General features: G+C 62.9%; 12 protein-coding genes and 1 pseudogene. 6 read left to right on the forward strand and 7 right to left on the reverse strand.

Annotated features, from left to right (window positions below):
- Window positions 1-84: 84 nt before the first annotated feature.
- The 3 genes from C3Y91_RS34755 to C3Y91_RS34765 form a co-directional block, all read right to left on the reverse strand.
- Window positions 85-996: a PhzF family phenazine biosynthesis protein gene (locus tag C3Y91_RS34755; RefSeq protein WP_018074253.1), complete on the reverse strand. Its 912-nt coding sequence runs from the start codon at window positions 994-996 to the stop codon at window positions 85-87.
- Window positions 997-1,161: 165 nt separating this feature from the next.
- A complete protein-coding gene (locus C3Y91_RS34760) occupies window positions 1,162-1,935 on the reverse strand; it encodes an NUDIX hydrolase (protein WP_168576351.1) in 774 nt (257 codons plus the stop codon).
- A complete protein-coding gene (locus C3Y91_RS34765) occupies window positions 1,932-3,041 on the reverse strand; it encodes an endonuclease/exonuclease/phosphatase family protein (protein WP_018074251.1) in 1,110 nt (369 codons plus the stop codon). Before C3Y91_RS34765 ends, C3Y91_RS34760 begins: the two co-directional genes overlap by 4 nt.
- A 198-nt stretch (window positions 3,042-3,239) precedes the next feature.
- Here C3Y91_RS34765 and C3Y91_RS34770 point away from each other — a divergent pair, with 198 nt between their 5' ends.
- Window positions 3,240-3,602, forward strand: a complete 363-nt coding sequence (locus C3Y91_RS34770; protein ID WP_018074250.1) for a DUF4189 domain-containing protein — start codon at window positions 3,240-3,242, stop codon at window positions 3,600-3,602.
- Window positions 3,603-3,622: 20 nt separating this feature from the next.
- Here C3Y91_RS34770 and C3Y91_RS34775 read toward each other — a convergent pair whose 3' ends face one another.
- The 3 genes from C3Y91_RS34775 to C3Y91_RS34785 are packed head-to-tail and all read right to left on the reverse strand — an operon-like array spanning window position 3,623 to window position 7,345.
- A complete protein-coding gene (locus C3Y91_RS34775) occupies window positions 3,623-4,678 on the reverse strand; it encodes an ABC transporter ATP-binding protein (RefSeq protein WP_018074249.1) in 1,056 nt (351 codons plus the stop codon).
- Entirely contained in the window at window positions 4,666-6,360 is a 1,695-nt protein-coding gene (locus C3Y91_RS34780) for an ABC transporter permease (protein WP_168576352.1), read from the reverse strand. Before C3Y91_RS34780 ends, C3Y91_RS34775 begins: the two co-directional genes overlap by 13 nt.
- 7 nt (window positions 6,361-6,367) lie before the next feature.
- Window positions 6,368-7,345, reverse strand: a complete 978-nt coding sequence (locus C3Y91_RS34785; RefSeq protein ID WP_168576353.1) for an ABC transporter substrate-binding protein — start codon at window positions 7,343-7,345, stop codon at window positions 6,368-6,370.
- A gap of 207 nt (window positions 7,346-7,552) precedes the next feature.
- Between C3Y91_RS34785 and C3Y91_RS34790 the strand changes: the two genes are divergently transcribed.
- The 3 genes from C3Y91_RS34790 to C3Y91_RS34800 all read left to right on the forward strand — a co-directional run bounded on the left by C3Y91_RS34790 (window position 7,553) and on the right by C3Y91_RS34800 (window position 11,791).
- Window positions 7,553-9,451, forward strand: coding sequence for a CASTOR/POLLUX-related putative ion channel (locus C3Y91_RS34790; protein WP_024320842.1), 1,899 nt, complete (start codon window positions 7,553-7,555; stop codon window positions 9,449-9,451).
- A gap of 137 nt (window positions 9,452-9,588) precedes the next feature.
- Window positions 9,589-10,647 carry an aldo/keto reductase gene (locus C3Y91_RS34795; protein ID WP_018074245.1) on the forward strand — a complete coding sequence of 353 codons (1,059 nt, stop codon included), beginning with the start codon at window positions 9,589-9,591 and terminating at the stop codon, window positions 10,645-10,647.
- A gap of 100 nt (window positions 10,648-10,747) precedes the next feature.
- A complete protein-coding gene (locus C3Y91_RS34800) occupies window positions 10,748-11,791 on the forward strand; it encodes a DUF2278 family protein (protein WP_075224062.1) in 1,044 nt (347 codons plus the stop codon).
- A gap of 40 nt (window positions 11,792-11,831) precedes the next feature.
- Here the strand turns inward: C3Y91_RS34800 and C3Y91_RS34805 are convergent, their stop codons facing one another.
- Window positions 11,832-13,052: an aminotransferase-like domain-containing protein gene (locus C3Y91_RS34805; RefSeq protein ID WP_024320841.1), complete on the reverse strand. Its 1,221-nt coding sequence runs from the start codon at window positions 13,050-13,052 to the stop codon at window positions 11,832-11,834.
- A 389-nt stretch (window positions 13,053-13,441) separates the two neighbouring features.
- Here C3Y91_RS34805 and C3Y91_RS34810 point away from each other — a divergent pair, with 389 nt between their 5' ends.
- A complete protein-coding gene (locus C3Y91_RS34810; RefSeq protein ID WP_075224063.1) occupies window positions 13,442-14,542 on the forward strand; it encodes a branched-chain amino acid aminotransferase in 1,101 nt (366 codons plus the stop codon).
- 107 nt (window positions 14,543-14,649) lie between these two features.
- A pseudogene (locus C3Y91_RS38635) lies at window positions 14,650-14,780 on the forward strand (PIN domain-containing protein); the annotation flags it as partial.
- Window positions 14,781-14,866: the final 86 nt, after the last annotated feature.

The following is a 14,866-nucleotide window of genomic DNA, read 5'->3' on the forward strand; positions in this document are numbered from 1 at the left end:
CGATTTTTGGAAAGGATTATGCGCAGATTCAAAGTGATAGAGCGTCCTAGCGCGTCCTATCGGACGCGCGGCGCTCCAGTGAAATCAAAGGTCGAGCGTGCCGCTGGCCAGCCGCACCGCCTGGCCGCCGATCCGCGCGTTGGAGATCGCCCCGCCGTCGACATCGATATGCAGGTGAATGAAGGACGGCCGGCCCATCTCGACGCCCTGCTCGATCATGATCGGGTGATGCCCGTCCGTCAGCCGGTCGAAATGATGGATGGCGCCGGAGAGTGCGGCCGCCGCCGAGCCGGTGGCCGGATCTTCGACGATGCCCATGCCGCTTGCGAACATGCGCGCGTGAAACTTTGCCACGTGGTTGACGCCGCCACGGCAATAGACATAGGCCGAGGCAAGCGCGCCATCGACGAAGGGCACGATCTTTTCCCAGAGCTGCGGATCGAATTCCACCCGCTGCGTGGCTCCAACATCGTGCACCGGAATGAGCAGGAAGGGAACGCCGGCGCTCCAGACCGACGGGACGTGATTTTCGAAGCCGATCTCGGTCACCTTCAGCGACAGCGCATCGGCGATGCCGAGCTTGTCGAGCGGCATGATGGCCGGCTGCGATTTGCGCGGCAGGTCGAATTCGGCAAAGCTCGCCTCACCCTCTCTCAGCCGCACCGCGCAACGCACCGGCCCGACATTTTCCTCGAGCACCGTGACGAGATCGCGCGTCGCAGCACCATGCGCCCGTTCGGCCAGCGCCACCGCCGTGCCGACCGTCGGATGGCCGGCAAACGGCAGCTCGCGCCCCGGCGTGAATATCCTCAGACGCGCCGCATAGGCGGGGTTGGCCGAAGGCTGCACGAAGACCGTCTCCGAGAGATTGATCTCCCGGGTGATCGCCTGCATCGCCTCGTCGCTGAGATTGTCTCCGTCGAAGATCACCGCCAGCGGGTTGCCCGCAAGCTTTCGATCGGTGAACACGTCATAGACGCTGTAGCTTCGCGCCACATCAGCCTCCTTGAATCGTCATCGCGCCGCCAACCTGCCCGACCGGGCGAGCGAGTGCAAGGCGCTAAAACGCGTCATGCCAACCGGATTCACATGACGCGCTTTCGATCTTTGGGTGATGGATGCCGTTATCCCGAAACGCTACACGGTTTTAGGCGGCATACATCAACTCCGCTCGGCCTTGCCAAAATACCAGTCGATCACGGGCAGCATGGCGATGTTATAGGGATGGGCCGAAGGATCGGCCGAGCGGATCGCCACGGCGCCCGCGATCTCCTGGTCCTCGGCGACGAGCATGTGGCTCTCGATCCGCGCGATCATCTCGTCAGCCGTCATCTCGAAGCGGTAGAGCCGCAGCAGCGTTACCGTGCGCTTGTTACGGGTGGCGAACAGCCCCTGCCCCGCCACGGATTCGGCAAGATCGAGCCCGGTCTCCTCCTGGACTTCGCGGCGCATGTTTGCCTCAATGTCACAGCGTCCGTCGACGACATCCTCGGGCTCCAGCGAGCCGGCCGCGAAATAGACCTGGCCGGGATTGGCCGTATGCGCGCCCATGCGGATCGCCACCAGCGCACCGTCGGAGGTTTCGAGCACGGGATAGGCGAAGAGATGGAGGCCGCCCTGGCGCTGCGGCTGGCGGCGCCACCACATGAAGGCGGAAAAGGGAATGACGTGGCCCTCGCCTGCAATCCCGTCTTCACTGAGTGATACCAGCCGCTGGAACACCATGCGCCCGTCGAACAGCGCCGGATTGGCGGCAGTCTCTCTGGCCCAGTTCTCCCGGATCGCCGTTTCGTCGGCGACGACCAAAGGATGGGGACCGGGCAGGATGCGCAGATCCACGCCGGCAATCGGGAAGACCGTGGCCTCCGGCGGCCAGCCGGCGAAATCGTCAGAAAAATTGCTGTTTGTGAAATTCGCGTTCAAATTCGCATTCATGGGAGATCCAGTGTCATGACGACGGGGCAGTGATCGGACGCCTTCGGCCTGTCCCAGCCGGTGCGCGGATAACGCTCCACCTCCTGCCCCGGCGGGAAGATGGTGCGGTAAGGCTGGCCGCTGCGGATGATTTCCGGCAGGCGGCCGACATTGTGGGCGGCGAGTGCTGGCGAAAGCCAGAGATAATCGAGCTGGCAGAGCCACTGCTCCTGCGGCCCGCGCGCGTGATAGAGCGTCCAGCGGTCGAGGACTGCGCGGCGGCGCACCACATTTTCGGCAAAGCCATCGCGGCTGAAAACGTCGAGTGCGCTTTCGGCCTCATCCTGATGCTCGAAACGATAGCCGGCGCCGCGGCGGCCGATGACATCGACGCGCTCCTGATAATCATTCATGTCGCCACAGATAGCGAAGCTCTTCGTGCCGGCTTGATCCGCCCCGAAGCGATCCTCGATGATGCGGCGAACGGCGCGCGCCTCGGCGCGGCGGATCGGCATGGTCGATTGCCGCCCGTCCAGCCCGTCGCGCGGATTGCCCATGGACTTGAAATGTACGACGTAGAGCGAAAAAGGCCGGCCGCCGATCAGAAGATCGAGCTCCAGACAATCGCGCTTGAAGATCTTGTCGTCGATGCGGTTGGTGAGCGCCAGCTCTTCGTCGAAGAGATCGAGATCGCGATAGGTCGTCATCGCATGGCTTTTGATGTCCCTGAGCTCGATTTTCTGGCCGTCGCGCGTTTCCTCGCGCATCAGCACAGCAACATCGATGCCGCGACTGTCATTGCCCTCGACCAGGTATTTCTGCCGGTAACCGTTTCCGACCATGCGGAAGAGATAGCCGTATTCGAAGGCCTGAAGGGCAGCCATGTTGTCGATTTCCTGCAGGCAGAGGATATCGGCATCCGCGTCGGCGATTGCGAGCGCGGTCATCTGCCTGGTGTCGTCGGTCGCCGCGATGACGCGGGCCTGCTCGAGCTGCTGGTAGACGCCCTCGCTCGACACCTGGAAAAGCTTGATGACGCGGTCCTGGCGCAGTTGATTGCGGAAGCCGGTGAAATCGAAACGGGTCAGGAGATTTTCGACATTGAAGGTGGCGAGGCGAAGCGACATGGGAAGGATCCGGTTGCGGGGAGTACCTTAACCAGCAGAAGCCGCAGGAAAAGATGGCGGAGCCAAGAAATATGCGGACAACCACCCCTCTTACAGCCCCGGACGCGATTACCTGTGACTTCGGCCGCAGACATTCCGCCGCAAGCCTCGAATAGTTCTTCGCAGAGGACAATCGCCGTTCCGGCGCGGGGGCATTTCATGAAGCGGGTTCTTGCATCGCTTGCGGTTCTGACGTCCCTCGCCGGCTCGGCCCTTGCCGACACCTACGGCGCCATCGCCTATTCGCCGTCGACCAGCGCTATCGGCTGGTCCTATGCTTATGACAATCGCGGCGACGCCGAAACCGTTGCCCGGCGCAATTGCGACAGCAGCGCCAATGACTGCCGGATCGCCATCTGGTTCCGCAATGGCTGCGGCGCGCTGGCCGTCGGCCATCGCGGCGGCTGGGGCTCCGGCTGGGGTTACGACAATCGTGAGGCCCAGCGCCAGGCAATCCGCAGCTGTAGAAAACAAACCGGCAGCTGCCGCGTCATCCGCTGGCAATGTTCCGGCAGTGAATGATTCTGGCTGAGTGCGGCGTCTCAAAGCCGCCATGCCGAGCGCACCGATAGCCTGAGGCCGTCACCCGTCCGGACGGGAAAACGGGTATAGGCCCGCAGTACCTGACTATCGGCGAGGATGAACTTCAGCGCATATCGCTCGCCCTCGAAGAGAATGGATTCGACCGTCGCCGCAATCCCCTCGCCGGCGGCGATATTCTCGCCGGAGACGATGACATCCTCCGGCCGGACGAGGACGTCCACCCTGTCGCCGCTGGCTGCCCCGGCGGCAGCACCGGCAAACAGCGGCTCCAGCGCAGGCCAGTCGAGCGCCCTGCCATCGCCGGCGGGACGCGGCAGCGTCACGATCGCGCCTCGCCCGATCAGCCCGCCGACGATGCGCCCTTCCGGCCGCGCGTAGATCTCGGCGGGAGCCGCCACCTGCAGCAGCCGGCCCTCCGACATCACGGCAACGTCAGTCGCGAGCGCCATCGCTTCGCTCTGGTCGTGGGTGACATAAATCATCGTTGCGCCCGAGCGCTGGTGGAACTCGCGAAAAGTCTCTTCCATCTCCTGTTTCAGGTGCCGGTCAAGATTGGCGAGCGGCTCGTCGAGCAATACCACGTCAGGCGATGTCACCAGGCAGCGGGCGAGCGCCACGCGCTGGCGCTGGCCGCCGGAGAGATCAGCCGGGCGCCGCTCGGCATAATCGGCAAGCCGCACGGTGGAAAGCGCGTCGCGCACCTTCGCCCGGTAAGCCTCGCCCGAGATGCCGCGCACCTTGAGGGGATAACCGACATTGTCGGCGACGCTCATATGCGGCCAGAGCGCATAGGACTGGAAGACCATCGCCATGTTGCGTCTTTCCGGCGACAGCGACTGCGCGGCATCGGCCAGCAGGCGCTCGCCGAGATGGATCGAGCCGTCGGAGGGCGTCTCGAAACCGGCGATCATGCGCAGCACCGTCGTCTTGCCGCAGCCGGAAGGCCCGAGCAACGCCAGGAAGCCGCCCTCGCGCACATCGAGCGAAAAACCGCTGACGGCGGCGCGCCCGGTACCAAAATCCTTGCCGAGCTGGTTGAGGGTCAGCCTCGCCATGGGACCACTCCTTTCGGCAGTCGTTTCGCCAGAAGTTCGAGCAGCAGCATCAGCACGACGACCATGAGCACGACGAGCACCGACAGCGCCGAGGCAAGGTCGGAGCTGCCGCTGTCGTCGAGATTGTAGATGGCAACACCGAGCGTCTGCGTGCCGGCAGACCAGAGCAGCGCCGAGATCGTCAGCTCGTTGCAGGCAATCAGGAAGACAAGGATAACGGAGGCGCCCGCGGCCGGCGCAATCAGCGGCACGATGATATCGGCAAGCCGGCGGAAGAAGCCGGCCCCGGAAAGCCGTGCGGCCTCTTCCAGCGCCGGATCGAGCTGATGGAAAGCGCTGACCACCGGCTTCAGGCTGACGGCGAAGAACGAGGAGAAATAGGCGATCAGGATGATCCAGATCGTGCCGTAAAGCGAGACGTGCAGGATCGGGATCGGTGCAGCGAACACCAGGATGAAGGAAACAGCCATGACGATGCCGGGCAGCGAATAGGGTATTTCGATCAGGCTGGAGACGATGCGGGAAGCCAGATCCCTGCGCCGCGTCAGCGCATAGGCCGCAAGCACTGTCACCACGAGGAGACAAAGCGCGATGGCGGCGGCAAGTGACAGCGAGTTGATGAAGGCGGTGCGCGTCACCGCCTGCCGGAACAGGATCTCCTGAAAAGCATGCAGTGACATGGTCTTGAAGGTGAGCGGCACGCCATAGGCCGGCACCAGCGCGCCGGCGATCAGCGCGAAAAAGGGCGCGGCCAGCATGAAGAACAGGATAGTCCAGACGAGTGGCGTGAACACGAAACGCCAGGCGCCGAGCTCGAAGGCGGCACTCGCCCCGGATAACCCGATGACACGGTAGTCGCGGCCGCGCAGCGCTCGGTCCTGGATCATCAGCCCGACGATCGAGATGATGGCGATGATTGCCGAGAGCACGGCGACGTCGCCGAAAGTGCGGTTGGTGAAAGCGGAAAACTTGGTGAAGATCAACGTCGGCAACGTGAAGATCGAGGCAGGAATGCCGAGAATGGCGGGAATGCCGAAATTGCCGGTGCAGGAGACGAAGGAGATCGCCGCACCCGCGATGATGCCGGGCAGCGACAGCGGCAGGATGATGTCGCGGAACACCCGCAGGCTGGTAGCGCCTGAAAGCCGTGCTGCCTCGACGCCGTCGCGGGGCAGCGTCATAAGCCCAGCCCGCAGCGCCAGGTAGACCAGCGGCGCATGCTGCACGCCGTAAAGCAGCGCGATGCCCCCGACAGAATAGAGCGGCTGCGGCGAACCCAGCGGCGGGGCGATATGCAGCGCCTTCAACAACGGGCTGGAGGGGCCGGACATCTGCACCCAGGCCAGCGCCGTCACCTGCGGTGGGATCATCATCGGCAGCACGAAGAAGAAGCTCAGCGCCCCCTTGGCGCGGATATCGGTCAGCGTCAGCAGGAAGGCAAAGAGGCAGCCGATGATGAGCGAGATGATTGTGCCCAGAATGGCGGTGACGACCGTGTAATAGGTTGACGACCACAGCGAGGCGTCGCCGAGAACCGTCATCACCCCGCCGTCGGCAAAGGCCGCGATCCCGACCATAGCCAGGCGGGCGAGCGGCAGCACGCTGAGGATCAGGACGATGATGACGACAAAAGGAAACAGCCAGGCGGGCTGGCTGTTTCCGGTTTTGATGTATCCGTGCATGAAAGGATCAGTTCGAGCCGTAGATGCCCGAGAAGGTCTTGAGATCCTGGTCGGTATTCTTCAATGCTTCGGCCGCCTTGATCGGCAGGACCTTGATGGTGTCGCGCGCCGGAAAGCCTTCCGGCAGCTTCATGCCGTTGCGGGCCGGGATGTAGCCGAGCTTCAGGAAGCCTTCCTGGCCCTTTTCGGAGAGCACGTAATCGACGAACTTCCTGGCGGCATCGGCGTTCTTGGTGCTGGCGAGGATGCCGACCGGCTCGGTGACGGCCGAAACGCCTTCGCTCGGGAAGACGAACTCGACCGGAGCGCCCTTGGCCTTCTCGCGGATCGGCAGGTAATCGACGACCATGCCATAAGCCTTTTCGCCCGAGGCAACCGACTTCAGCACGGCGCCGTTGCCGCCGGCGGCGATCGCACCGTTTTCGGCAAGCGACTTGTAGAAGTCCCAGCCGAGGCCGGGAACGGCGGCAAGCGTCTGGGCGTGGATAAGGGCCGCACCCGAGGCAAGCGGGCTCGGCATGGTGACCAGGCCCTTGGCTTCCGGCTTCGTCAGGTCCTTCCAGCTCGCAGGCTTCATCGCGGCCGAAGCGTTATACATGATGCCGGTGGTGATCAGCTTGGTCGAGTAGTAATAGCCGTCGGCGTCATAGAGGGCGGCGTCGTACCCTGCGGCTTCCGGCGACTTGTAGGCCAGGAGTTTGCCGTCTTCCTTGAGGCGCTCCAGCGTCACCACGTCGGCAATGAGGAGAACGTCGGCGACCGGGTTGCCGGCCTGGATCTCGGCCTGGAGCTTCGCCATGATCTTCGGCGTTCCGTCGCGCACCCAGTCGACCTTGATATCGGGATTGGCGGCCATGAAGCCGTCGACCGTCGCCTGTGCGTCTTCGTTCGGCTGACTGGTGTAGAGAACGAGGTTTGCGGCCGAAGCCGGAATGGCAAAGAGGCTCGCAGCGACAAGTGTTGCGGCGGAAACGATCGTTTTCATGGGAGGGATCCTCGATTTCGATACCCCTCCCTTATTAGGGGTCCTTTACAGAGATGTGACAGCGCGCCGCAGCCGCCGCGGCGCCATTCCCACAACCTTCCTTGGTGGTTCGCCCGCCCTGCCGACAATACAGTTGATCGCCCTTCCGATTTCTGGAATCGCCTGTGGACGCGGCCTGATCCTGGCCGATTCGAGGGGATGGCAAGAATGAGACGGGCATCTTGGCGCGCGCGCCTGCGCTACCAGTTCGACAAGAGCATGGCCGCCGGCCCGATCGCCCTGATCGGCTGGCTGGCGGTGATATCGCTGGTCGCCATCATCGCTGCCGGCCTGGTGCTGGCGCTGACTGGCATTGCGCCTGATGGCGGCGAGCATCTGAGCTTCGTCGAGGGCGCCTGGGAATCGCTGATGCGCACCATGGATGCCGGCACGATGGGCGGCGATATCGGCTGGCCCTTCCGCGGCGTCTCCCTTGTCGTCACCATATCGGGCATCTTCGTCTTCTCGGCCCTGATCGGCGTGCTGAGTTCCGGCCTCGAGGAAAAGCTGGACGACCTGCGCAAGGGCCGCTCGCAGGTGCTCGAAAACGACCATACGATCATCTTCAACTGGTCGCCCTCAATCTTCGACGTCATCTCCGAACTCGTCATTGCCAACACCAGCCGGCGCCGCCCGCGCATTGTCATCATGGCCGCCAAGGACAAGGTGGAGATGGAGGACGAGCTTGCCGACAAGATCGAAAATCTCAGGAACACCCGTATCATCTGTCGCAGCGGCGATCCGACTGATCTTTACGACATCAACATCGTCAACCCGCACACCTCGCGCTCGATCATCGTGCTGTCGCCGGAAGGCGACCATGCCGATTCCGAGGTCATCAAGACGGTGCTCGCCCTCGTCAACGATCCCGGTCGCCGCAAGGAGCCCTACCAGATCGCCGCCGAAATCCGCGACACCAGGAATGCAGAGGTGGCGCGCATCGTCGGCGGCAAGGAATTGCAACTGGTGCTTGCCGACGACCTGATCTCGCGCATTGTCGCCCATTCCAGCCGCCAGTCGGGACTGTCTGGCGTCTATTCCGAACTGCTCGATTTCGAAGGCTGCGAGATCTATACGCTCGAGCAGCCCGAACTCTCCGGTAAAAGCTTCGGCGCCGCCGTGATGATGTACGAGAGCTCGACGCTGATCGGCTTCTGCGACAACGAGGGCGCGGTACATCTCAACCCGCCGGCAAACCGCATCTTCCTGCCCGGCGAGCGCGCCATCATCATCGCCGAAGACGATGCCGCGATCAAAAGCGCCGCCGCCGAGATGCGTATCGACAAGGAGGCGATCCGGGCTCCAGTGACACGCGAGACAAAGGCGGAGCGCACGCTGATGCTCGGCTGGAACCGCCGCGGCCCGATCATCGCCCGCGAGCTGTCGCGTTATGTCGCCCCTGGTTCGCAACTCACCATCGCCGCCGATACGCCCGATATCGAAGAGGAGGTTCGTGGCCTGACGCTTGCGAGCGACAACATGGCGGTCACCTGCCGCGTCACCGATACCAGCAGCCGCGCCGAACTCGACGACCTCGATATTCCCGCCTACGACCACGTGCTTGTGCTCGGCTACTCCGACCACATGGCCGCACAGCCCGCCGACACCCGCACGCTCGTCACCCTTTTGCAGCTACGCCGGATCGCCGAGAAAACCGGCCGCCACATCGGCATCGTCAGCGAGATGATCGACGTGCGCAACCGTGAGCTTGCCGCCGTCACCCGCGCCGACGATTTCGTCGTCAGCAACAAGCTCGTCAGCCTGATGCTGGCGCAGGCCTCCGAGAACGGCCAGATGGCGGCGATCTTCGACGAACTGCTCGACGAGGACGGCTCGGAAATCTACATGCGCCCCGTCACCGACTATGTTTCGATGGACAAGCCGCTGACCTTCTATACGATCTGCCTTGCGGCGCTGCGCCGCGGCGAGGTCGCGATCGGCTATCAACGGCAGCGGCAGGGAGAAGCCGACGCCCGCAATCTTTCCGGCGTCGTCGTCAATCCCGGGAAATCGGATCTTCTGGCCTTTGCCGAGGCCGATCGCCTGATCATCCTCGCCCGCCAGTGAACCCGCGTGTGAAAGTTCACACGCAAGCGAGCGTGGGAGCTCGCGCAAGCGAGTTCACGCAGGCGTGAACGCGCGGCGATTTGCCATTGCCGGGCTTTGCGCTACGTCACTCACATTTGGATGAGGGAGGAATTTCAATGGAATATCGTCTGCTCGGCCGTTCCGGCCTGAAGATTTCGACTTTGACCATGGGCACGATGACCTTCGGTGGCGTCGGCTGGGCAAAGACCGTCGGCGACCTCGGCGTTGCAGAGGCACGCAAGATGATCGACATGTGCATCGATGCCGGCATCAACCTGATCGACACCGCCAACGCCTATTCATCAGGCGAATGCGAAAACATCATCGGCGATGTGCTCGGCGGCAAGCGGCCGCAGGGCGTGTTGCTCGCCACCAAGGCCCGCTTCAGCATGGGCGACGGCCCGAACGACCAGGGCCTGTCGCGCTACCACCTGATCCGCGAATGCGAGGCGAGCCTCAAGCGGCTGAAGACCGATGTCATCGACCTCTACCAGGTGCATGAATGGGACGGCCAGACGCCGCTGGAAGAGACGATGGAAGCGCTCGACACCCTGATCAGGCAGGGCAAGGTGCGTTACGTCGGCTGCTCGAATTATTCCGGCTGGCACATCATGAAGGCGCTCGGCATCGCCAACGAGCACAGATACCAGCGCTTCGTCAGCCAGCAGATCCACTATACGCTGGAGGCCCGCGACGCCGAATATGAGTTGCTGCCGATCTCGATCGACCAGGGCCTCGGCGTGCTGGTCTGGAGCCCGCTCGCCGGCGGCCTGCTCTCCGGCAAGCATCGCCGCAACCAGGCAGCCCCCGAAGGCACGCGCCAGTTCGCCGGCTGGACCGAACCGCCGATCCGCGATGAGAACCGCCTTTGGAACATCGTCGAGACGTTGGTCGCGATCGGCGAAGAGCGCGGCGTTTCGGCGGCACAGGTGGCGCTCGCCTGGCTGATCGGCCGCAAGGCCGTGACCTCGGTCATCATCGGCGGCCGCACCGAAGCCCAGTTCCGCGACAACATCGCCGCCGCCGAGCTGAAACTCACGGACGACGAACGCAAGCGCCTCGACGCGGTCAGCCTGCCGCCGGTGATCTATCCCTATTGGCACCAGCTGAACACGGTTAGCGACAGGCTTGGTGAAGCCGACCTCGAGCTTTTCGGCCCGCATCTCCAGCAATAGGCGATAGCGGATCCGGCATTGCACGGCGAAGACAGGCGTCACAAAAGATGCACTTTCGCCGTGTTATCGTCAAACCCCGCCACCCGCCGCGAGGTTCTCCATGCTGAAGAATTACAAGGTCCTGAAGGGTACGGCGAGCGCCCTTGCCCTCGACGACGACAATGATCCCCATATCGAAATCCGCATCGAGGCGAATGGCGTCAGCTACCGCATCGCGCTCAACGTCCGCTCCAAGGAATCGCCGCACGACCTGCTCTACGCCGATATCGTCGATTTCAAGCATCCGGCGCTGACGGAGGCGCTCGAAGCTCTGCCGATGGGCCTGACCGACATCCGCAAGGACCGTCCGGAGCTCGCAATCGATTATGTCCGCGGCGGGTTGATCGAGCGCGAAGACATGAATGTCGCGCCCTTCCAGCTCTCCGGGCCGAAGAATGACCTGCGTGACTTCATCGAGCCGATCGTCCAGGAAGGCATTGCCGATTCCGACGTGCATTTCTACGCCTTCGGCGAGGCCTGGGGGGCCGAGAACAACAAGCCCGACCAATATTTTCGTTTCGAGCCGGGCAACGGCATTCACGACATCCACATGAACCAAGGCGACGGCGGCAGCTTCAAGGCCACCAACGGGCCGAACCAGGACGGCGCCCTGCTCGTCCATTTCAACGATACCGACGAATGGGCGGCGATCTTTCTCTGCTTCCAGTCGCAGAACTGGAACACCGATGCGGCGACCGGCCATCCGGTTTCCGACAGTCGCGGCGGCCAGGGCCGCGGCGAAGGCACACGCCGGCCGCAGCCGATCGTCGCCTCGTCGCTGCGCATCGTCGCCGCGCTGATCAACCCGGTGAACGGTGAAGGCGGCACCGAGGCCGAAACGGTGACGATCATCAACCGCTCCGACATGGAGGCATCGCTCGACGGCTGGAAGCTGGAGGACGAAAACGGCAGGACCCATACGCTGTCGGGATCGCTGAGCGCAGGCGAGCTGCGCACCATAGCGCTCGATGCCGCAGTCGGCGGCCCGCAGCTTGCCAACAGGGGCGGCGACATCATCCTTCGCAACGCCGACGGCGCCGTGGCCGACCGGGTCGGCTACGGCAAGAGCGAGACGGCGAACGAAGGCTGGACGACGATCTTCTGATCGGCGCCCTGCCCTTGATCCGTCAGCCGGGCGGCTGGAATCAGCCGCCGATTTCGGCCGAGATCAGCGCGCTCAGGCGGCCAATGCCGTCCTCGATCATCTGCTCGTTGGCGCAGGAGAAGCTGACGCGGAAGGTGTTGGCGCCCGAACCATCGGCGAAGAACGCCTTGCCGGGCACGAAGGCGACCTTGGCGGTTTCGAGCGATTTCGCCAGCAGCTTGGCGCCGTCCATGCCCTCCGGCAGCGTGATCCAGATGAACATGCCGCCTTCCGGCTTCGTCCAACTGGTGCCTTCCGGCATGTATTTCTCAAGTGCGGCCAGCATGCAGTCGCGGCGTTGGCTGTAGGCGGCCTTGATCCTGGCGACCTGCGCATCGAACCCGCGCTCGGCGACATCTGATATCGCCATCTGGTTGATCGTCGAAGAATGCAGGTCGGCCGCCTGCTTCATCAGCACCAGCTTGCGGATGACGGGCGCGTTGGCGACGATGAAGCCGACGCGAAGACCGGGTGCCAGCGTCTTCGAGAAGCTGCCGCAATAGATCGTGCGCGTATCGTTGATATGGCCCTTCTCGGCGATCTCGAGCGCCAGGATCGGCGGGAGCGGATCGCCGTCGTAACGCAGCGACTGGTAGGCCGCATCCTCGATGACGGCGATGTCGAGATCTTCTGCCAGTGCCAGGACCTTTTTGCGGCCGTCGAGATCGACGGTCTCGCCGGTCGGGTTGGAGAAGTCGGCGGAAAGATAGGCGAACTTCACCTTGCCGCCGGCAGCGGAAGCGGCCGCACGGTAGGATTCGGGCGTCCGGTTGCCGTTCGGCGTCAGCTGATCGTAGGCTGGTTCATAGGCATTGAAGGCCTGCAGCGCGCCGAGATAGGTCGGCCATGTCACGAGTGCGGTGTCATCAGGCGACAGGAAGAGCTTGCCGAGATAGTCGAGGCCCTGCTGCGAACCGGACACGATGAAGACATTGTCGAGCTCGCAAGGGATGCCGAGAGCCGCCATCTGCCCGACCAGCCATTCGCGCAGCGGCTTGTAGCCTTCGCTGACCGAATATTGCAGCGCCGAATTGACGGCGGCGCCGTCGAAGATATCGGCATAGGCCTGCTTGAATTCCTGATCCGGAAACAGCGCCGGATCAGGAATGCCGCCGGCAAAGGAGATGATGTCGGGGCGGTCGAGGAGCTTCAGGAGCTCGCGGATTTCGGATGCGCGCATGCGCGACGAGCGCGACGCAAACATGGTGTCCCAGTTCAGCATGGGGTTTCCTCATATTTTCTATACCGCCGACAAACCATGCGGGGAAAATTATGTCAATAATACTGACCTATTTTCTTGTCATGGTGACAAGTTGGAGATCTTATATCCCAAAGCCCTAGTGCGGGATTGGCGACCGCCTTTCCCGATAAGGATGAAATTTCCCGAACCAACCGAATGCTTTTCAGTACCGCCGATGTTCGGGATTCACTTGATGTAGGGGCCATCCAATATCGAAGGCGCTCGATCCCGATTTTGCTGCTCGACGTCAGCCACATCCAGCGATTATTCCGCTGATCAAAGCCGAAACCGGCTGATTCAGACCTTTCCAAGACCAGCTCGACGGCGGTAGTGTCGCCGCCACTATTCAATTTACTATCAAGGTGCCAGCAATGACCGTGACGTCGGCCTCTCCTGAAATCAAAATCGAACTCCACAAGTCTCCCGTCTCCGACGCCGACCGCATTCAGGCACTGGAGACGCCCGGCTTCGGCAAGGTCTTCACGGATCATATGGTCCTGGCACGATGGACTGCCGACAAGGGCTGGCACGATGCGAAGGTTACGCCGAGGCGCCCCCTGGAGCTCGATCCAGCGAGCGCCGTGCTGCACTACGCTCAGGAAATCTTCGAGGGCATGAAAGCCTACAAGGCAGATGATGGCCGGATTCTGCTCTTTCGGCCTGAAGAGAACGCACGCCGCTTTGCGCAGTCGGCGACCCGCATGGCGATGCCTCCTGTGCCCGAAGAACTCTTCCTGAAGGCGGTCGAAGAACTGGTCCGCGTTGACAAGGACTGGATTCCGTCCGGCGACGCCAGCCTGTACCTTCGCCCCTTCATGTTCGCCAACGAGGCGTTTCTCGGCGTTCGTCCGGCTCAGGAATATGTCTTCTGCATCATCGCCTCTCCGGTCGGCGCCTACTTCAAGGGCGGCGCGAAGGCCGTCTCCCTTTGGGTCGAGACCGAATACACCCGTGCAGCCAGCGGCGGTACTGGCGCGGCAAAATGCGGCGGAAACTACGCAGCCAGCCTCGTGGCGCAAGCCGAGGCGTCGAAGAAGGGTTGCGATCAGGTCGTCTTCCTGGACGCCGCAGAGCATCGCTGGGTCGAAGAACTCGGCGGCATGAACGTCTTCTTCGTGATGAACGATGGATCAGTGGTGACCCCGCCCCTTGGCGGCACGATTCTGCCGGGCATCACCCGGGCCTCAGTGATCGTGCTTGCCGAAGAAAGGGGCTTGCGCGTCGAGCAGCGCCCCTACTCGTTCGCGGAATGGCAAGACGACGCTGCCAGTGGCAGGCTCGTCGAAGCCTTCGCTTGCGGCACGGCCGCGGTCCTCGCCGGCATCGGCCTGGTTCGACATGCCGGCGGCGAATTTCCAGTCGGAGACGGACAGACCGGCAAATTGACCAGCGAACTGCGCCAGCAGCTCGTCAGTCTGCAGAAGGGCGTAACGAACGATGAGCACGGCTGGACGCGCCTCATCCCGGCCTGAAATCCGGACGTTCCACACGAACGGCGGCGTCAGCACCGACATGGTGGGGGCGCGCGGCTCTCCGCCTCGCCCGCAAAGCCGTCGGGCCGGCGATCTATTCCGCCCTCGCCGCGGCAACTCATAAACTCGCCACCACCGACGCGATCATTTCTGCGACCGCGGAGCGCCATGATGCCGATATCCTGACTTGCGACGCCATTTCAAGGATCTCGAATGCGCCGTCCACATCGATAAAAAGACTGATCCGCATGTGACCCAAGCCCTCGACGGCGCAGCACAACGCTTCTATCACAAACTGGGAAATGGTAATCTGGCATCTGAAAT

This window comes from Rhizobium ruizarguesonis (assembly GCF_012349115.1).
Lineage (GTDB): Bacteria > Pseudomonadota > Alphaproteobacteria > Rhizobiales > Rhizobiaceae > Rhizobium > Rhizobium ruizarguesonis.